Genomic DNA, 18,545 nt, shown 5'->3' with positions numbered 1-18,545 from the left:
CGATTTCGGAATGGCTTTCTTCTATAATATGGCTTCGTTTATTGCTGTTTCCTGAACTCCAGCCTGCTTGGGCTGTGCTTTATGTTCCAGCGAGCGGCTCCATGCGCTCAGCAGTACGGCGCCGAAGACCATGATGGCGCCTACCCATGAAGTGTGGATAAGGCCGATCGAGTCTGCGACCATTCCGCCGAGTACGGCGCCGATGGCAATCCCGGCATTGAATGCGGCGATATTGATGGCGGAAGCCGTATCAACGGCACTCGGCACGTAGCGTTCCGCAAGCATGACCGCATACACCTGCAGCCCCGGAACATTCATGAATGCGAACAGACCCATTAACAGAATGGTAATCAAACCGGCAATTTTGAAAGGTGCTGTAAATGCCAGTACCAGCAAAATGACGGCCTGGATCAAGAACATGTAAAACAACGCTTTGATCGGATTGCGGTTTGCCAGCTTGCCGCCGATCGTATTGCCGGCAGCAATGGCGATGCCGTAGCCGAGCAGGATGAGCGTCACCGTGCCCGCTTTAAAGCCTGTGACTTCCTGCAGCAGCGGGGACAGGTACGTGAAGACGACGAATGTTCCGCCGTAGCCAAGAGCTGTGATGGCGAATACCAGCAGCAGCCGCCCGTTCGTCACCAGTTTGGCTTGGTCGCGGAATGTCGTGCGCGCCGCTTTTTTCAAGTCAGCAGGCACCAGCACGCTATTGCCGATAAATGCGATGATTCCGATTACGACAATGGCCATGAACGCGATGCGCCAGCCGAATTGCTGGCCAAGGAATGTGCCGAAGGGAACACCGGTGACCGTCGCTACCGTCAAGCCGGTGAACATCATTGCAATTGCGCTTGCCCGTTTGTTTTCCGGTACCAGATCCGCGGCAATGGTTGCGCCGATCGCCATAAAGACGCCATGTGCCAAGGCAGAAACCACACGGGCAGCTAGAAGAACAGTGACCGTCGAGGCAGTTGCCGCAATGAGGTTGCCGATGATGAAGACGACCATGATCCACAGCAACAAGGTTTTCCGGGGCATATTCGATGTCAAAGAGGTCAGCACGGGTGCTCCGACCATCACGCCAAGTGCGTACAAGGAAACCGTCAATCCGGCGGTGGTGACAGAGATCCCCAAATCCGCCGCAATCATCGGCAGCAAGCCGACACTGATAAACTCAGTCGTGCCGATCGCGAATGCACTAAGGGCTAACGCCAATAATGCGAAATTACTTCTTCTTTTATTTAAAGACATTTTTTCTCCTCCAATAAATTTAATATCGATTCATTTTGTTCGATAAATGTTATTATGAGATATGGAGTTTGTAAAAGGAAGTACGTACTTTAAAGTGCTATAGATACTTTTTAGTGCCTATGAAAGGACGGATCGATATGGCGAAGAAGTACAATATCTCAGTGGAAGCGACATTGGAAGTGATCGGAGGCAAGTGGAAAACGGTGATTCTCTGCCATTTGACGCACGGCACGAAACGGACGAGCGAATTGCGCCGGCTGATGCCGAACATCACGCAAAAAATGCTGACGCAGCAATTGCGTGAATTGGAAACGGATGGAGTCATCAACCGCATCGTCTATAACCAAGTACCGCCGAAAGTCGAATACGAACTGAGCGAGTACGGCTGGAGCCTGCAGGGAATCCTGGATTCACTGTGCAATTGGGGCGAGATGCATATCGAAAAAGTCTACGGTGATAAATTCGAGGTTTTAGAAGAAGGCGTCTTGAATGATCATTGAAATAAGCGCCATATAAAATACGGAAAAAGAGCCAGCACCCCATAATTTGGGGAGCTGGCTCTTTTTCTTATAAGCGTTTCTGCGAAATCGCTTCACGCATATCCTGCAATGCACTTTTGCCTTCGTCTCCGCGGGCGATCATCAAGTTCGTATAAAGGGCATCGATCAAGCTGAGCTGCGCGATGCGGGAAGAAAGCGCTTCTGAACGGAAGTCGGTTTCCTCCGAAATGGTATAAAGGGCGATATCGGCATCCTTTGAAAGAGGTGATTTTGCGAAATTCGTCACACAGATGATTGTGACGTCTTTTTCTTTCAGCACACGCAGAATATCAAGCACATCGGTCGTAGAGCCGGAATGCGAAATGACGATCGCGACATCGCCTTTTTGCAATTGCGAAGCCGCCATCAGCTGCATATGGGAATCCAAATTCATCGATACAAGCAGCCCGAGGCGGATGAATTTGTGGTAGCCGTCCATGGCAATCATGGCAGAGCCGCCGCTGCCGAAAAACTCAGTTTTGCGGGCTTTCATAATGGCCTGTACGGCGCGTTCCATAGCTGCGGCATCAACAATCTGCAGCGTTTCTTCGAGCGTGTTGATATTGGAGCGGAATACCTTTTCGGTGACGCTGCGCACGCTGTCGCCTTCTTCAATCTGTTCATGGATATCTTTCAACGGTGCAACAACTTCGGCGGCAAGTGAAATCTTGAAAGCCTGGAAGCCTTTAAAGCCGATACGCTGGCAGAAACGGAAAATGGTCGATTCCGCCAGACCGAGTTCATCCGCAATCTGATTAATTGTCAGGTGAATGATGTTTTTGGGGTCGTTCAACACATAATCGGCGATTTTCTTCTCTTTATCACTGAATCGCTGGTAGCTTCCCCGGATAGCTGCCAGCGCAAATTGCTGCTCTTTCATCAAGCGCCCCTCATTTCTGTGTCAGATATTTCTCTTAATTATAGAATAACATGTTGCGTACGGAAAAATATTTGATACAATAAACTTATTACGGAAAAATATTCTTTTTTCAAACAGGAGGTTGTATGATGCAAATCGGAGTTATCGGACTTGGTAAAATGGGCTTGAATCTTGCATTGAACCTAGCGGACCACGGCCATGAAGTCGTCGGCTATGACAGCCATGCGGTAATTGAAGAAAGCGGTTTCACGAAGGTTTCATCAATTAAAGAACTGGTTAGCGAGCTTTCGGCGCCCCGCACAGTTTGGCTGATGGTGCCGGCTGGAGAAATTACGGAATCGGTCATGTCGGAAGTGGCTGGATTGTTGGAAACCGGCGATTCGATTATTGACGGCGGCAACTCGAATTATAAAGACAGTGTGCGCCGGGCGGAAGAATTGAAAGCAAAGGGCATCTTCTTATTCGACTGCGGCACAAGCGGCGGCACGGAAGGCGCACGCAACGGCATCTGTTCGATGATCGGCGGCGACGCTGAGAAGTTCAAAGACATCGAACCGTTATTCCAAGGCATTTCAGTGGAAGATGGCTATCTGTACACAGGTGAAGCGGGAAGCGGACATTTCTTGAAAATGGTCCACAACGGCATCGAGTACGGCATGATGCAGTCGATTGCGGAAGGATTCGAAATCCTCAACAAAAGCAAATTCGACTTTGACTACGAAAAAGTGGCGGGCGTCTGGAACAACGGTTCCATCATCCGCTCTTACCTCATGGGGCTTACGCAAAATGCTTTCTCGAAAGACGAGAAATTGGAAGGCATCCGCGGCGTGATGAATTCATCCGGCGAAGGCAAATGGACAGTGGAAACGGCGCTTGACCTGAATGTTCCGGCACCGGTCATCACGCTGTCATTGATGATGCGCTACCGTTCACTTGAAGATGACACGTTCACAGGGAAAGTCGTAGCTGCGTTGCGCAATGAATTCGGCGGGCACGCGGTCGAAAAGAAATAACATGAAATTTTTTGAGGATGTATATTAAGGGGGAAACGAAATGTCAGGTTCAACATTGATCATGGTGGCGCTTGCCGGTATTTTTCTATTATTGTTTTTGGTAATCCGCACGAAATTGCACGCGTTCGTCGCACTTTTGCTCGTCAGTTTACTGGTTGGTATCGCCGCGGGAATGCCGCTGGGTGAAGTTATCACTTCGATTCAAAACGGAATGGGCGGCACATTAGGCTTTGTCGCGGTCGTCGTCGGACTCGGCGCGATGTTCGGAAAAATGCTTGAAGTATCGGGCGGAGCAGAACGTTTGGCTGCGACGATGATCAATAAATTCGGCGAAGACAAAGCGCAATGGGCGCTTGGCATCACCGGCTTTATCGTAGCTATTCCGGTATTCTTCGATGTCGGTTTCATCATTTTGGTGCCAATCGTCTACGGCTTAGCGCGTAAAACAGGCAAATCGCTTTTGCATTACGGGATTCCGCTTTTAGCTGGTCTTGCCGTAACACATAGTTTCATCCCGCCGACACCAGGGCCGATTGCGGTCGCTCAGCTGGTAAATGCTGAACTCGGCTGGGTCATCTTATTTGGTACACTTGCAGGGATACCAGCCATGATCTTAGCAGGTCCTGTATTCGGCCGCTACATCGGCAAAAAGATCCACCTTGAAATTCCGGATTATATGGAAATTGAAGAACGCGAATACGACAAGGATCTTCCGAGCTTCGGCATGATCACATCATTGATCCTTATCCCGCTTGTATTGATTTTATTGAACACAGTTTCATCGGTGCTGCTTGAAGAAGGCAATATGGCACGCGACATCTTCGTCTTTCTTGGACATCCGTTCGTTGCGTTGACAATTGCGACATTGCTGACATTCTACTTGCTCGGCACAAAACGCGGCTACTCGCGCCAAGAAGTACAGGATATTGCAACAAAAGCGCTTGAACCTGCCGGCATCATCATCCTTGTAACGGGCGCCGGCGGTGTCTTCAAGCAAGTGTTGATCGACTCTGGCGTCGGGGAAGTATTGGGAGAAATGATGGGCGACTCGGCATTGCCGCCGATCGTACTGGCATTCCTCATCGCGACAGCTGTCCGCGTCGCACAAGGTTCAGCAACTGTTGCCATGGTAACCGCTGCTGGCCTGATCACGCCGCTGCTCGAAATGGTCGGCATGACAGGACCGGCGCTCGGCCTGATCGTTATCGCTATCGCTTCAGGGGCAACCGTCCTGTCACACGTCAACGACTCCGGCTTCTGGCTGGTCAACCGCTACTTCGGCATGGACGTCAAAGACACCTTAAGATCCTGGACGGTCATGGAAACCATCATCGGCCTCACAGGTTTCATCGTAGTCTTGATCATCAGCTTCTTTATCTAATAAAACGGAGAAAGCTAAATTACACTTAAATGGTAAGATAGATATGAATCTGATATTCTGTAAAACAGTCCTGCTAAAACATATGCTCCTGTATCGATTCACTGCTCTCTGGGGAGTCGGAGCTATTTTGCTCCATACCTTGAGAACCAAAAGAAACCTTAGACAGTGTGTCTTTTTGGTTCTTCGGTAAAAGAAGTGACTGTATGTTTAGGGAATATCTTTGAATGAAGTGGAAGGCGGCGAACAAGTTGGGCAAAAGGGTTTTGACCAACTTGTTTGCGACGAAGCGCATAGCGCTGCAGGAGCAACGGTTTTTGCAACAAGGGAGGCTCGGCGCTCGCCCCGCGGAAAGCGTCCGCCTGGAACGGAATGAAAAGTTGAACATCTCAACAACTTGAAAAAAAAGAAAAAGAAAAAGGACCAACTCCTTTTTCTTTTTCTTGTATCTAAAGGAGGGCTAGCATGCCTGATCAATCGTATTATTTGGGTGTAGATATTGGAACAACATCAACAAAAGCTGTGCTGTTCGATAAAAAAGGCACAGTCGTGGAATGCGAAACGGTCCTGTACCCGCTCCATACACCGAACCAGCTTATCGCCGAGCAGGACCCGGAAGAAATTTTCCGCGCGGTGCTGACGTCTGTGCGGGAGACGCTGCGCAAAAGCGCGATTCCCGCCAAGTCGCTGGCACTGGTATCGTTCAGTGCAGCGATGCATAGCCTGATCGCTATCGGCAAGAACGGCGAATTGCTGACGCAAAGCATTACCTGGGCAGATACCAGAAGCGCACAGCATGCCAAAAAAATCAAAGAAGAAATGGACGGCCACGAAATTTACTTGCGAACGGGGACGCCAATCCACGCCATGTCGCCCCTAGCCAAGCTTGTTTGGTTAAAAGAAGACGAGCCAGCCATCTTTGAAGCAGCCGAGAAATTCATCGGCATCAAAGAATACGTCTTCCATAAACTGTTCGGCGACTATGTCATCGACCATTCTCTCGCTTCTGCGACCGGCTTGTTCAATTTGCAGAATCTCGATTGGGATGAAGGAGCGCTCGGCGTTGCCGGCGTCACAGCAGAAAAACTTTCCCGTCCGGTTCCGACAACCCATCTGCAGACGGGATTGTCTGCAGAATACGCAGCATTCATGGGCATCCGCCAAGATGTACCTTTTGTCATCGGCGCAAGCGACGGCGTGTTGTCGAATCTCGGCGTCAATGCCATTGACCCGGGTGTCATCGCAGTGACAATCGGTACGAGCGGCGCCATCCGCACAGTTTCACCGGTGCCGAAAACGGATCCGAAAGGGCGGACGTTCTGCTACGTCCTGACAGAAGACCATTGGGTCGTTGGCGGACCGGTCAATAACGGCGGCATCGTCCTGCGCTGGCTGCGGGATGAATTCGCCACTTCTGAAACGGAAACGGCAAAACGCCTTGGCATCGATCCATACGACGTTCTGACGAATATCGCTTCCAACGTCAATACAGGTGCTGATGGCTTGTTGTTCCTGCCATACCTGACAGGGGAGCGAGCTCCTCTCTGGGATGCCAATGCCCGCGGCTCATTTTTCGGATTGAGCATTCACCACAAGAAACAGCATATGATCCGCGCCGTGCTTGAAGGCATCGTCTTCAATCTTTATACGGTCCTGCTCGCTGTTGAAGAATTGACGGGAGAGCCGGTGCGCATCCAGGCATCGGGCGGCTTTGCACGCTCTGAAATGTGGCGTCAGCTGATGGCAGATGTTTTCGACAAGCCTGTCATCATCCCGGAAAGCTTTGAAAGCTCTTGTCTTGGGGCGATTGTGCTGGGCATGTATGCAATCGGTGAAATCGAAGACTTCAGTATCGTGTCTGACATGATCGGGGAAACGCATACCCATTCTCCGGACCCGGAAGCGTCTGCAATTTATCGTGAACTTCTGCCCATTTACATCCGCTTGTCGCGGCTGTTGAAAGACGAATACGAAAGCATCTCAGATTTCCAGCGCAAGCACATACACTGATAGCCTTTAACCTGAATTTTATGCCATAAAGCCCGCAGCCTTTTTCTGGCTGCGGGCTTTTTTTAATTGGAATCTGGAATAATTTTTCCAATAAACTTCAATAAACTACTTTAATAAAATGTCTTTTCAGGGTAAACTAAAGAAAAGTCAAATAGATAAAAATAACTACTCTTTTTTAATTTAGATAGGAAGTGTGGGCTATGTCGAATAGCAGCTTAGAGCTCTTAAAACGTGAAGTATCCGACAAAAGGGCTGAAGGGAAATACCGTGAAACCATTGAAAAAGGCTATATTCTACTGGAACAGGCAAAGAGGAGCGGCGATTCGAAAGCCATGCTGGCGGCTTACTTGAATATTGCCGCATCCTATTATTTTATTGGCGATATCGAAGAAGCCTTTAGATGCATTGAGTCCTATAGGGAAGTATGCGAAGACCAAGGAGACGAGTCGGATCATTTAAATTTATATCATGTGCTGTTTCTCTTATATGAATACACGAAAGACTACCCGCGAGCAAAGGAAACTTTGCGCAAAACCATCCGGACAGGCCAACAATTACAGAAGCATAAGCTCATCAGCGTAGCCTACGGCAATATGAGCCATGTGTACTTGATGGAACAGCGGTTTGCCGAAGCATTGGAAGCTGCTGGCAAGGCGCTGGATTATGCTGCACAAAGCGGGGCATTAAAGCCGATTCGGTTGATGAGGATTAAGATGAACGTGATCAAAGCCCAAATCGGTTTGGAAAACTTCGAGGAATCGGGCAAAGCGCTCGATGAATTGCTTAATGACCCGATGCTTGATGATTTTATGCCGGAAAAATCGCAATGCTACAGTATCCAGGGCGCTTGGTATGCTGAGCAGAAGCGTTATAAAGAAGCTTTTGCGGCATATACTTCCGCCAAAGACTTGGCAGAAAGCTACAAGGACATGCAATTATTGCAAAGCATCGAAAAAGAACGCTGTCGTTTATGCGAGTTGATGGAAGATATCCAATTGGGCTACGTCGTCCAGAAGCAATATATCCAATTGCTCAACGAAATCCATCACAGCGAGTTGGCGCTTGCCGCGTTAAAGCTTGATATCAAGCACAATATCGTCGAGTACGAACGAAAAGCAAATACGGATTACCTGACAGGATTGTATAACCGCAGCTACATAGAAATAACGACCAATAAATGGCTCAAGCAGGCAGCCGCGACACATGATAAAATATTATGCCTTGCTTTTGACATTGATGACTTCAAATCCATCAATGACAACAATGGCCATCTATTCGGAGATGAAGCCATCAAATTGGTCAGCCAAGCCTGTTCGAAAGTGTTCCGGGAAGAAGATTTGGTCGGCCGCTATGGCGGCGATGAATTTGTCATCTTGATCCAAGGAGGTTCGCTGGAAATCGGCGAGAAAAAGGCGATGCAGCTCCAACAGGCGTTGGCCGCCATTGAATTTGAGGGCGAAGCAGCGACTAAGCCGCTGACTATCAGCATCGGTATTTCCGATAACTTGAACGGCAAAGTCAAGAGCTTTAAAGAGCTATTCCACATGGCGGATACTTGCCTATATAAAGCAAAGCAGAATGGGAAAAATCAAATTGTCCTTGCGTAAAGGCAGAATACCGCCTCTTGCACCAGCACATCACGTCTTTAATTCAGCGTGATGTTTTCTTTCTCTTCAATTTATCAGAAAACATATTTAATTTAGAGAGAGCTTCTGCTAATATTAAGAGAGTTGAGCGCGATACGCAGGATACAGGCATGTTTGGATGTGTGAAAGAATAGAGCCGGCTTTGATGCCGGCTTTTTGAGAGGATTTTTCTGCCGCTTTCATTTCAGCGGGCATCAGTTTTATCGAGAGGGGAAGAGGAAATGGATGGGCGTTTGTATGCAATGTGGTGGACAGCAGTATTATTAGTCGTATCCGGCATCACTCTGAGTTTATCCAGTACGGCTTTTGGCCAGGCGCGCGCGAGTGGATGGTTGAATCGCCAGTATGACAGCATAGGAGACGGAGAAACTTATCAATTGATCATGGAAACAAATACGCTTGTTTTTGTTGTTTTTGGCAGTATCTTATTCGGAGCCGGGATTTTGCTGGCGCTCGCCAGTATGGGACTGCAGCTTTTCGCAGCCAAGCCGAAGCGGACAACAGAGCTTGATGAATCACTCACGGAAGCAGAAATACATTAATCGGGGAAAGGCTGACGCAGATGGCGCATATCTTTTTAACTTCTAAAGGTTTTTTTACAAAATCGGTAAAAGATGATTTTCTGCAGCTTATTGACGGCCGGATTTCTGTTCTAAAAGCAGCAATTATCACAACCGCTTCTTCGAAAAAGGAAAAAAACCCATTCGCCGTGAAAACAAAAGAGGATTTTCTGGAGATGGGGCTTATGACGGTGGATTTTCTGGACGTCGAATTTGAAGATGCCCGGAATTTATTGGCATACGATGTGTTTTACATATGTGGAGGCAATCCCTTCCGCTTGCTGCGCGAGTTGAAGGAAAGTGGGGCGGAGACGGTCATCGAAGAGCTGATGGAACGCGATACCGTTTTCATAGGAGTCAGCGCCGGTGCCATGATTTTCGGTCCCCATATCGAAATCGTCAATTGCTTTACACCCTCGATGAATACCGTGAACTTAAAAGACTTAAAAGGATTGGGCATTTTTCCAAAGCCGATTTTCCCGCATTACGGCCGGGAAGATAAATTCCCCGACAGTACCGGTAAAACGGTGGAACAGCGGATTGCTGAATTCGAAGCGGCACATAATCTGCAGGTAGAACGGCTGACAGACAGCGATGTCCTGTTGATAGAAAGGTGATTTTTTGTGGAGACAACTGAAAAGATCTTGATCCGTGTTTATAAAGACAGCGACTTTCCGGCCATCCAACGGCTGAATGAATCAGAAGGATGGACAAACCTTGCATCGAAGCCGGATGTGGTGAAAGCCGCATGGCTGCATTCGAATGTGGCGTTCGTTGCGGAACAGCAAGGGGAAATTATCGGCTGCATGCGCGGCATGACAGACCAATTCATCACGCTGTATATTTGTGAATTGCTGATTGCTGAAAATCGGCGCGGCGAGGGCATTGGCAAAGCATTATTAGCGCATGTCCATGCCCTGTACCCGGAGACGCGTATGGAAATGCTGGCGAGCAGCACGTCCCAAAGCTATTACGAAGCGCATGGCTACCGCCCGTTCTACGGCTTCCGCAAAACGTTCAATGAATAATAATGTCCATGCAAGCCCAATTGGCGGACGGAAAGGGGGAATCTCTCTTTCCGATCCGTTTTTATTCTGCCTGAAAAGGGGGTATAATTCAGAAAAAGCGAAGTTGGCGGAACATGGATGGGGAATAGATATGAGCCATTTTAAATTATATATAATCCTGGTGGCAGTGATGTTCGCCTGGGGGATGAATGTGCCGGTCATGAAATACCTGACGGCGCAGATGGGGCCGGTGACGATGACATCGCTGCGCATCTTCCTTGCAGGGGTGATGGTCTTCGCCATTCTGGCGGTTTTCAGGCTTGTCCGAAAGCCGACGAAAGAGGAATGGCCGTTTATCGCAGTGGGGGCGCTGCTCAATGTCGTTATCCATCACTACCTGATTTCCATAGGAATTTCACTGACGAGTGGAACGAACTCGGGCTTGATCATTGGCTCCAGCCCGATCATGACGGCTGTCTTGAGTTTGGTATTGCTGCGGCTGACGCCGACAAAATGGCAATGGCTCGGATTCATCCTGGGATTTATCGGCGTCGCTGCCACTGTATTAGCGGGCAATGCGCAAGCAAGTACGGCCTCTGCCGGAGATTTATACATATTGCTCGCCATGGTGGCCCAAGTGATGAGTTTCATGGTCATCAGCAAAGCATCAAAAACGCTGGACCCGCGCTTGTTGACGGCGTATATGTTCATCATCGGCTCCGTGGGGATTTTCCTGATCAGTTTGGTGACGGAACCTGGTGAATGGCGTGCGTTTGCAGACATGGACACTACGTTTTGGCTGATGCTCTTCGGTTCCGGAATCATTGCAACAGCGATCGGGCATATGCTGTATAACCATGTCCTGGGGAAAGTAGGGCCTTCGAAAGCGGCTATCTTCATTAATTTGAACACGTTTTTTGCGCTTCTCGGTTCCGCTGCATTCCTCGGAGAAACCATAACAGGCTACCATTTGATCGGCTTTGTCGTCATCGTCTTCGGTGTGTTATTGGGTTCAGGGGCGGCAGAAGAGCTGTGGCGCATGAAAATCAGGTCATCCAAAAGCCAGCATTAAACCGTTCCCGAGGGAGCGGTATTTTTATAGCGTTTTATTTTGCGATTTCTGAGCTCAATGATCGTTTTGCAATGAAAGGGAAGGAGTGCCGGGCCTCCATGGCGAAATGGAATAGGAGAAGAAAAGGAGGATGCAGCATGGGGTTTACAGCTTTGGAAACCGAACGGCTTGAGCTTGCTGAGATCGGCCAGCAGCACAAAGAAAACATTTATCAGATTTTGTCGCGCGACGATGTGATGCAGTATTACGGCACCGATAAATTTACGGATCCCGAGCAGGCAGCCGCAATGATTCAGTCATTCAGCAAAGGATTCGAAAGCGGCATGGCGGCTCGCTGGGGAATCATCTTGAAAGAAAGCGGTGAACTTGTCGGCACCATCGGCATCCATAACTGGAACAAGCGCGTGGGAAGAGCGGAAATCGGCTACGAGCTGCATCCCGACCATTGGCGCAAAGGCATTGCGAAAGAGGCGGTCCATGCAGTATTGGACCATTCGTTCAATGAGCTGGGGATATTCCGGATGGGTGCAGTCGTCTTTCCGGAAAATGAGGTTTCTCTTGGGATGCTGCAAAAAATTGGGTTTCAGAAAGAAGGGCTGCTGCGTGCTTATTTGCACCAAGGCGGACGTCCGCACGATAGCTTCATGCTTTCTTTATTGAAAACAGAATGGAAGGTGTAAGATGAAACAGATTATTGCGATGGGCGGCGGAGGGTTCTTGATGGAACCGGAAAATCCGTTGCTCGATCAGTACATATTGGCGCAATCGCCAAAAGAAGAGCCGGAAATTTGCTTTATCCCGACGGCCAGCGGCGATTCGGATACAGCCATCAGCAAGTTCTATGATTTTTTCAGCAATCAAAGGTGCGTGCCATCCCATCTGTCGCTGTTCAAGCCGCCGGCCAGGGATTTGGAAGCGTTCGTGCTGGATAAAGACATCATCTATGTCGGCGGCGGCAACACCAAAAACCTGCTGGTGCTTTGGAAAGAATGGGGGCTGGATGCGATTCTCCGCAAAGCGTGGGAGCAAGGGGTCGTCCTTTCGGGAATCAGTGCCGGGTCGCTTTGCTGGTTCGAAGACGGCGTGACGGATTCGTACGGCGATAAGCTGGAACCGATCCAGCCGCTCGGTTTTCTGGCAGGCAGCAATTGCCCGCATTATGACGGGGAGGAAGAGCGGCGTCCGGCCTATCAGCAATTGGTGGAGTCCGGCGCGGTCAAAGGCGGGATGGCAGCAGATGACGGGGTAGCGCTCCATTACATCGGCTCGGATTTTGTGCGTGCCGTCAGCTCGAGGCCCGCTGCCAAAGCTTACCGTGTGGAATACGACGGAAAATTAAAAGAAACGGTATTGCCGGTGGAATTTCTAGGGGAGGGTTGACCCGTGAAGAGCAGAGTAGAATCACCTGGCAAGTTGCTGCAGAGCGAGCGGTTGGAATTTCGCATATACCGGGACGAGGATTTCGAATTTCTTTGCTCGCTTCTAGGCGATCCGCAGGTAGTGCGCTTTATCGGCGACGGTGAAACCCGCAGCCGCAGCCAAGCTTACGAATTCCTCTATTGGATTTACCGGTCATACAAAGAAGCGCCGGAAACCGGTTTGCGGCTGCTGGTGCGGCTCGAAGATGGAAAACCGGTCGGCCATGCCGGTTTGGTCCAGCAGACGGTAGATGGAGCCGAAGAGCTCGAAATCGGCTATTGGATCGCCCCGCAATACTGGGGTTTGGGCTATGCCAAGGAAGCGGCTGCGTCAATCCGCGATTACGGCATCGAGCGGTTGGGAAGAAAACGCTTTGTGTCGTTGATCCAGCCGGAAAATAAGGCTTCCCGAAAAGTGGCGGAATCGATCGGCATGGGTTTTGAGAAAGCCGTATCCATGGGCGGTAAGGAAGTTTTTGTGTATTCGCTTGATGTGGCGGAAGATGGTGGAAAGAAGGGCTGATATGATAGAAGTTTTTCAACTCCATATTCCTGGTCTTGATAGGGGCCAGGCTATTCGGGTGTATGTTCCAGAGGGGTATTACGAGACGAACCAGCGTTATCCGGTCGTTTATATGCAGGACGGTAAAAATGTGTTCGCGGCCGATGAAGCAAATGATGGCCAGTCACTCGAGCTGGAAGAGTATCTTCAAAAGGCCGGGCTTGGCGTCATCGTAGTGGCAGTTGAACAGAATAGCGAAGAGCGGCGCAATGAATATTGTCCGTGGCCAAACGGCGAATACAGCAAAAAACTGCTCGAAGATGAACATGTATCGTTTGGCGGCAAAGGGCATGGCTATTCGGAGTTTTTGGTTCATGCCTTAAAGCCGTATATCGACCGGACATACCGGACGCTTCCGGATTCGGCAACGCTTGCCGGCATTTCACTGGGTGGATTGATCACCGTGTATACTGCGTTGCGCTATCCGTGGACCTTCAGGAACGTGGTCATCTTTTCTTCTGCATTTTACGCCAACCGGGAGGAAATCGAAAACTTGGCTGCTGCAGCTGATTTATCAGCAATCGCCAATTTTTACATGGATTGCGGCACTGCTGAAGGCCCGTCGCCGCATATACAGAAAGCGTTTCTTGAAAATAGCCGCTCTTTCTTTGCCATTATAAAGAAAAAAATGCCGCACGCCCGTTTCAAGGAAATTGAAGGCGGCGAACACCATTACGACCATTTCAAGAAAAGGCGTGAAGAATTATTTTCGCATCTGGGAAGAATTGCGATGCCTGAAATCTGAAGGTTCCCACTCCTTTCCTCTTTCTGCTATAGTGGAAATAAGGGCAGTATCCTAATCGAACTGCACCGGCTTTGCCTGGAAGACCATAAAAAAATAAGTTCGCCTTGATCTTCAAACGACAGGGACGGAGAAAACCAACTGCTCAATTCCTGCCCTCCTGTCCATTTTTTGTACAGGAGGGCTTTTAATCGGTTTTCTCCCCGAAAGGAGAGAAAAGTAAATGAAGAACACAGCATCATTATTGAAAATGAAAAAAGAGGGCGAGAAAATCGCCATGTTGACGGCATACGATTACCCGTCGGCCAAACTTGCAGAAGAAGCCGGAGTTGATGTCATCCTAGTCGGCGACTCGCTGGGCATGGTCGTGCTCGGCTACGATTCGACGGTCAACGTGACGATCGATGATATGATCCACCACGGCAAAGCGGCACGCCGCGGCGCACGGGATACATTCCTGGTGGTTGACATGCCGTTCGGCTCATTCCACGGGGATATTCACCAGTCGCTGCAGAACGCCATCCGCATCTTCCAGCAAACGGGAGCGGAAGCGCTGAAGCTCGAAGGCGCGGATGAAGTGGTGGATGTCATGCGTCTGCTGACGCGCACCGGCATCCCTGTTGTGGCACATCTTGGTTTATTGCCGCAGACGGCTGGTGTTCTGGGAGGCTTTAAAGTGCAGGGCAAGACTGCGCATGCTGCTCACAAACTGATTGAAGACGCGAAAGCGTGCGAGGCTGCGGGAGCTTGTCTGCTCGTTCTCGAATGCATCCCTTATCAGCTGGCCCGCGAAGTGACTGCGGCTGTATCCATTCCAGTGATTGGCATTGGGGCAGGGGCCGACACCGATGGCCAAGTGCTTGTTTACCACGACATCTTGAAATACGGTTCCCATCATTTGCCGAAATTCGTCCGTTCTTACGCGGAAACCGGCGAAATGATGAAGAATGGCTTGAGCACCTATGTGTCGGAAGTCAAAGCGGGGGCATTCCCAGCCGAAGAACATCGCTTCACGATGAAAGAAGACGAACTGCAGCAATTATACGGCGGCAAATAAAAGCCGGGAGTAAATGCGGGGCTGTTGCATAATCCAGAGAAATTTTTTGATACTGCGCATGAACGCATTCCGCCGCTGTGGAATGCGTTTTTTCGATTGAGGAGCCCTTTGCTTTGGCAAAGGGCTTTTCATAATATGCTTTTGAGTTTGGTTTGTGGCTTGATGTTGTTATGCTAATGCCGGTTAAATTCCGAACAGTTCATGTTAACGCTGGACGAATGCATGTTGTTTTTCAGCGAATGCGTGTTAACTTCGAGTGAATGCCTTTAAAAAAACTTTTAACGCCTGTTAACAAAAAAGGATGCTAAGACAACAAAAAAAGCCTGCCCCGCAACGGGACAGACTTTACTAAATTTACTGGATATATGGTGATGGGTTTACTGCATTTGAGCGTGCACCGTTCCAAGATCCGATGTGGATTTCAAAGTGAAGGTGAGGACCGGTCGAGCGTCCTGTGCTTCCCATTGCGCCGATGAACTGGCCTTGTGAAACAGCTTGCCCTGCAGATACGCCTACAGAGTTCATGTGTGCATACGCTGTTGCGTATGAACGTCCGTTGATCGAGTGCGTCAGGATAACTACATTGCCGTAGCCGCCCATGTTGCCGGCGAATGATACATAGCCGCCAGCTGCTGCAACGATTGGTGTGCCAGTCACGTTTGCGATATCAAGTCCCAAGTGGGATTCAGCACCTGCGCCGATGTCACGTCCACCGTATCCTGATGTGAATCTGCCAGCAGCCGGTTTGATGAAGTTTGCGCTGCCGACTTTAGGTGCTGGTGCCGATGCGTATGAAACGGCTGGTGTTGAGCTTTTCGCTGAAGCTGCTGCCGAAGCCGCTGCTTTTGCTGCTGCTGCAGCCTGTGCTTTACGTGCAGCCGCTTCTTCGCGCTGACGCTTCAACTCAGCTTCTCTTGCTAATTTAGCAAGGCGGGCTTGCTCTTTTTCAATTTTAGATGCAAGTCCTGCACCGATTGTCATTTGCTTATCGTGCTCTGATTCCAAAGAAGCTTTCTCTTTAGCCAATCGTGCTTGTTCTGCTTTCAGGTCCGCTTCAAGCTGGGCCTGCTCTTTTTTCTGGCCGTCCAGTGAAGCTTTCAACTCGACAAGTTCAGCTTTGCGCTGTTCCTGCTCAGCCAATTTCGTTTCGACTTGCGCTTTTTGTTCAGCAAGCAATTTTTTATCAGCTGCTTGTTCACGCATGATTTCGCGGTCAGCTTCGATTAACGTATTTACTGCTGAAAAACGGTCAATAAAATCAACAAAGCTGTTTGCGCCAAGCAATACATCTATGTAATCTACAGATCCGCCGCTCATCTGAATAGCGCGGGCACGTTCTTGCAATAATTCAGTACGCTCATCGATTTTGCGCTGTAATTCCACGATAGAAGCCTGCAATGCATCGATTTCAGCTTTAGTTTGATCGATTTGAGCTTGGACATCGGCGATTTTCGCTTCAGTTTCTTGAACTTTTTTGTCCAATTCCATAATTTTTCTCATAATCGTTTCAAGTTTCGTTTCGTTTTCCGCGATTTCGTTTGCTTTTTCACGGATTCCAGAATTCAATTCGCTCTGTTTTTGCTGCACCTCTTGTTGCTTGCTTTTTAGCTCTCCCAATGAATCTGCATTAGCTGCAGGAATGAAAATTGATAGAGCCAACACTGCGGCAATCGCGCCGGCAGTAAGTTTAGATAATAAATTCACTTCTTGTTTCCCCTCTCTCATTTCCTTATGTCTATGTGTCAAAGAGTAATCATCTATATTGAAAAAGTAAAAATCAGTGATGAAAACCGCTCTAAAAAAGCCGGCAAAAGTATTGTACCACCATAAACACTAATTTTTTATTACAATTGCGTATCAAATGGTTTAGGAAAGTATGACAAGGGTAATAGGGGAAACTATATTATTTTTGTAACAATCAAAAAAACTCCTTCTCGAAAATAACAGAGAAGGAGTTTTCTAATTATTCAACTATTATTCTGAAATTGTATCTTCGGATCTAACAACTAAAACATCCACTTTTGCAGTGCGCACAATTCGCTCCGACACGCTGCCGAGGAAGATGCGTTCCGCGGAACTTAAACCGGTTGCGCCGCAGACAATCAGATCCGCATTCAACCGTTTGGCAAGTTCTCCAGGAATTTTCGCTTTGGCATTGCCCAATTCTACAATGATATTAACGTTGTGGACGCCGCCGATTTCAGCCTCTTTTTTATATTGTTCCAGCAGTTCCTGCGCGGATGCTGTAGCTTTATCAGCGAACTCGCGGCCATATGCTTCAAGTGAGCCGAACGATGTGTCAATGATGCTGACCAAGTTCAACGAAGCGTTGTTTCTGGCTGCAATTGCCACCGATTTTTTAAAAGCCAGTTCCGCGGCTTTTGAGCCGTCAATAGCTACGAGAATTTCATGGTATTTCAATGTCATAATGAATTCCTCCTTCTCTGTCTTAACTAATCTTCTATAAACAGCGTTACAGTTCCTGCTTATTGGCCAAGGTTTTATGGAGAATGTGGCGAGGTGAAACACATCTTCAAAAAGAAAATGCTGTCAGAAAATTCAGTTCGGAAAAAATGGGTAATTATGTTATGATTGCAGTAATAGATTAGGGAAAAGGCCGGCCGACAAGGGGGCGTGTTTTTTTGGAAGAACAAATGATGGAAGGCAACTTGGCGACTGAATTGGCGGAGCTTCGAACGATTCGCCATAGCATCAAGGAATACAATAAAGGAACCTATCTTTTTCAAGAAGGCGATGCCATCAAGGGCGTCTATATTATGCAGGCAGGGAAAGTCCAGATTGGCAAAGTGACGCCGAATGGCCGTGAGCTGACGCTGCGCATTTGCGGACCAGACCAATTGGTCGGGGAAGTGACGGTATTTTCGGACCGTTCCATTTATATGCTGGATGCGAAAGCGTTGGAAGATGTCGTCTGCATGAAAATTGCTATTGAAGACCTGGAAGAAGCGCTTTTGGAAAATGTCAAACTGGCTGCCGCCTTTATGCGGTGGATGGGCCTCGATCAACAGAAAACGCAGACCAAATTCCGCGATTTGATGCTGCACGGCAAAAAAGGAGCGCTGTATTCTACGCTCATCAGGCTCAGCAATAGCTATGGCGTGCCAAAAGCTGAGGGTGTCCTCATCGATATGGTGTTGACGAATCAGGAGCTGGCGAATTTCTGCGGCATGACCCGGGAAGTGGTCAACCGCATGCTCAATGACTTGAAGAAAAAGCAGAAAGTCTCTTTGGTGGAAGGAAAAATATTGATCCACGACATCGCATTTTTAAAACACGAGATCAATTGCGAGAATTGCCCAATTTCATTTTGCAAGATTGATTGAGAGAAGTAGAGCTCCCGGCTTATTGTTGTGCAGACGACGATAGACCGGGGGCGTTTTTTATGAGGC

The 18,545-nt window shown here is 48.8% G+C and carries 19 protein-coding genes; 15 read left to right on the top strand and 4 right to left on the bottom strand.

What is annotated here, in order from left to right; all coding sequences use genetic code 11:
• Positions 1–21: 21 nt before the first annotated feature.
• The gene (locus tag EGV91_RS07300; RefSeq protein WP_135502157.1) at positions 22–1,251 is read right to left on the bottom strand and encodes an MFS transporter; all 1,230 of its coding nucleotides are present in this window, start codon (positions 1,249–1,251) and stop codon (positions 22–24) included.
• 137 nt (positions 1,252–1,388) lie between these two features.
• Between EGV91_RS07300 and EGV91_RS07295 the strand changes: the two genes are divergently transcribed.
• Positions 1,389–1,751: a winged helix-turn-helix transcriptional regulator gene (locus EGV91_RS07295; protein ID WP_135502155.1), complete on the top strand. Its 363-nt coding sequence runs from the start codon at positions 1,389–1,391 to the stop codon at positions 1,749–1,751.
• 67 nt (positions 1,752–1,818) lie between these two features.
• Here the strand turns inward: EGV91_RS07295 and EGV91_RS07290 are convergent, their stop codons facing one another.
• Complete coding sequence (locus EGV91_RS07290) at positions 1,819–2,670, bottom strand: MurR/RpiR family transcriptional regulator (RefSeq protein WP_135502153.1); 852 nt, start codon at positions 2,668–2,670, stop codon at positions 1,819–1,821.
• A 128-nt stretch (positions 2,671–2,798) separates the two neighbouring features.
• Between EGV91_RS07290 and gnd the strand changes: the two genes are divergently transcribed.
• From gnd to panB, 13 genes are all read left to right on the top strand, one after another.
• Positions 2,799–3,683, top strand: a complete 885-nt coding sequence (gnd, locus tag EGV91_RS07285; RefSeq protein WP_135502208.1) for a phosphogluconate dehydrogenase (NAD(+)-dependent, decarboxylating) — start codon at positions 2,799–2,801, stop codon at positions 3,681–3,683.
• A gap of 40 nt (positions 3,684–3,723) precedes the next feature.
• Positions 3,724–5,064 (top strand): GntT/GntP/DsdX family permease, encoded by a 1,341-nt coding sequence (locus EGV91_RS07280; RefSeq protein ID WP_135502151.1) that lies wholly within the window; start codon positions 3,724–3,726, stop codon positions 5,062–5,064.
• A 462-nt stretch (positions 5,065–5,526) separates the two neighbouring features.
• A complete protein-coding gene (gene gntK / locus EGV91_RS07275) occupies positions 5,527–7,071 on the top strand; it encodes a gluconokinase (protein WP_135502149.1) in 1,545 nt (514 codons plus the stop codon).
• Positions 7,072–7,271: 200 nt separating this feature from the next.
• On the top strand, positions 7,272–8,678 hold the full coding sequence (locus EGV91_RS07270; protein WP_135502147.1) for a tetratricopeptide repeat-containing diguanylate cyclase: 1,407 nt from the start codon (positions 7,272–7,274) through the stop codon (positions 8,676–8,678).
• A gap of 260 nt (positions 8,679–8,938) precedes the next feature.
• Complete coding sequence (locus EGV91_RS07265; protein ID WP_135502145.1) at positions 8,939–9,259, top strand: hypothetical protein; 321 nt, start codon at positions 8,939–8,941, stop codon at positions 9,257–9,259.
• Between the two features lie 20 nt (positions 9,260–9,279).
• Complete coding sequence (locus EGV91_RS07260; RefSeq protein WP_135502143.1) at positions 9,280–9,894, top strand: Type 1 glutamine amidotransferase-like domain-containing protein; 615 nt, start codon at positions 9,280–9,282, stop codon at positions 9,892–9,894.
• 6 nt (positions 9,895–9,900) lie between these two features.
• Entirely contained in the window at positions 9,901–10,305 is a 405-nt protein-coding gene (locus EGV91_RS07255) for a GNAT family N-acetyltransferase (RefSeq protein ID WP_135502141.1), read from the top strand.
• Positions 10,306–10,435: 130 nt separating this feature from the next.
• The gene (locus EGV91_RS07250; protein ID WP_135502139.1) at positions 10,436–11,356 is read left to right on the top strand and encodes a DMT family transporter; all 921 of its coding nucleotides are present in this window, start codon (positions 10,436–10,438) and stop codon (positions 11,354–11,356) included.
• Between the two features lie 137 nt (positions 11,357–11,493).
• Positions 11,494–12,036 carry a GNAT family N-acetyltransferase gene (locus EGV91_RS07245; RefSeq protein ID WP_135502137.1) on the top strand — a complete coding sequence of 181 codons (543 nt, stop codon included), beginning with the start codon at positions 11,494–11,496 and terminating at the stop codon, positions 12,034–12,036.
• A 1-nt stretch (position 12,037) separates the two neighbouring features.
• The gene (locus EGV91_RS07240; protein WP_135502135.1) at positions 12,038–12,736 is read left to right on the top strand and encodes a Type 1 glutamine amidotransferase-like domain-containing protein; all 699 of its coding nucleotides are present in this window, start codon (positions 12,038–12,040) and stop codon (positions 12,734–12,736) included.
• Positions 12,737–12,739: 3 nt separating this feature from the next.
• Positions 12,740–13,297: a GNAT family N-acetyltransferase gene (locus tag EGV91_RS07235; RefSeq protein WP_241666133.1), complete on the top strand. Its 558-nt coding sequence runs from the start codon at positions 12,740–12,742 to the stop codon at positions 13,295–13,297.
• A gap of 1 nt (position 13,298) precedes the next feature.
• Positions 13,299–14,081 (top strand): alpha/beta hydrolase, encoded by a 783-nt coding sequence (locus EGV91_RS07230; protein ID WP_241666132.1) that lies wholly within the window; start codon positions 13,299–13,301, stop codon positions 14,079–14,081.
• A gap of 220 nt (positions 14,082–14,301) precedes the next feature.
• Positions 14,302–15,135 (top strand): 3-methyl-2-oxobutanoate hydroxymethyltransferase, encoded by an 834-nt coding sequence (gene panB / locus EGV91_RS07225; protein ID WP_135502131.1) that lies wholly within the window; start codon positions 14,302–14,304, stop codon positions 15,133–15,135.
• Positions 15,136–15,489: 354 nt separating this feature from the next.
• Here the strand turns inward: panB and EGV91_RS07220 are convergent, their stop codons facing one another.
• Both EGV91_RS07220 and EGV91_RS07215 read right to left on the bottom strand, forming a co-directional pair.
• Complete coding sequence (locus EGV91_RS07220) at positions 15,490–16,839, bottom strand: murein hydrolase activator EnvC family protein (protein WP_421958242.1); 1,350 nt, start codon at positions 16,837–16,839, stop codon at positions 15,490–15,492.
• 270 nt (positions 16,840–17,109) lie between these two features.
• Positions 17,110–17,562, bottom strand: coding sequence for a universal stress protein (locus tag EGV91_RS07215; RefSeq protein ID WP_135502129.1), 453 nt, complete (start codon positions 17,560–17,562; stop codon positions 17,110–17,112).
• A 215-nt stretch (positions 17,563–17,777) separates the two neighbouring features.
• Between EGV91_RS07215 and EGV91_RS07210 the strand changes: the two genes are divergently transcribed.
• The gene (locus tag EGV91_RS07210) at positions 17,778–18,479 is read left to right on the top strand and encodes a Crp/Fnr family transcriptional regulator (protein ID WP_421958241.1); all 702 of its coding nucleotides are present in this window, start codon (positions 17,778–17,780) and stop codon (positions 18,477–18,479) included.
• Positions 18,480–18,545: the final 66 nt, after the last annotated feature.

Source organism: Planococcus koreensis, from assembly GCF_004761975.1.
In the GTDB taxonomy this organism is placed as follows: Bacteria; Bacillota; Bacilli; order Bacillales_A; family Planococcaceae; genus Planococcus; species Planococcus koreensis.
This window is presented reverse-complemented; position numbering and strand designations above follow the sequence as displayed.

Bases quoted from the DNA above. Each gene is read 5' to 3' on its own strand.
- EGV91_RS07300 (WP_135502157.1), bottom strand. From the start codon at position 1,251: ATGTCTTTAAATAAAAGAAGAAGTAATTTCGCATTATTGGCGTTAGCC.
- EGV91_RS07295 (WP_135502155.1), top strand. From the start codon at position 1,389: ATGGCGAAGAAGTACAATATCTCAGTGGAAGCGACATTGGAAGTGATC.
- EGV91_RS07290 (WP_135502153.1), bottom strand. From the start codon at position 2,670: ATGAAAGAGCAGCAATTTGCGCTGGCAGCTATCCGGGGAAGCTACCAG.
- gnd (WP_135502208.1), top strand. From the start codon at position 2,799: ATGCAAATCGGAGTTATCGGACTTGGTAAAATGGGCTTGAATCTTGCA.
- EGV91_RS07280 (WP_135502151.1), top strand. From the start codon at position 3,724: ATGTCAGGTTCAACATTGATCATGGTGGCGCTTGCCGGTATTTTTCTA.
- gntK (WP_135502149.1), top strand. From the start codon at position 5,527: ATGCCTGATCAATCGTATTATTTGGGTGTAGATATTGGAACAACATCA.
- EGV91_RS07270 (WP_135502147.1), top strand. From the start codon at position 7,272: ATGTCGAATAGCAGCTTAGAGCTCTTAAAACGTGAAGTATCCGACAAA.
- EGV91_RS07265 (WP_135502145.1), top strand. From the start codon at position 8,939: ATGGATGGGCGTTTGTATGCAATGTGGTGGACAGCAGTATTATTAGTC.
- EGV91_RS07260 (WP_135502143.1), top strand. From the start codon at position 9,280: ATGGCGCATATCTTTTTAACTTCTAAAGGTTTTTTTACAAAATCGGTA.
- EGV91_RS07250 (WP_135502139.1), top strand. From the start codon at position 10,436: ATGAGCCATTTTAAATTATATATAATCCTGGTGGCAGTGATGTTCGCC.
- EGV91_RS07245 (WP_135502137.1), top strand. From the start codon at position 11,494: ATGGGGTTTACAGCTTTGGAAACCGAACGGCTTGAGCTTGCTGAGATC.
- EGV91_RS07240 (WP_135502135.1), top strand. From the start codon at position 12,038: ATGAAACAGATTATTGCGATGGGCGGCGGAGGGTTCTTGATGGAACCG.
- EGV91_RS07230 (WP_241666132.1), top strand. From the start codon at position 13,299: ATGATAGAAGTTTTTCAACTCCATATTCCTGGTCTTGATAGGGGCCAG.
- panB (WP_135502131.1), top strand. From the start codon at position 14,302: ATGAAGAACACAGCATCATTATTGAAAATGAAAAAAGAGGGCGAGAAA.
- EGV91_RS07215 (WP_135502129.1), bottom strand. From the start codon at position 17,562: ATGACATTGAAATACCATGAAATTCTCGTAGCTATTGACGGCTCAAAA.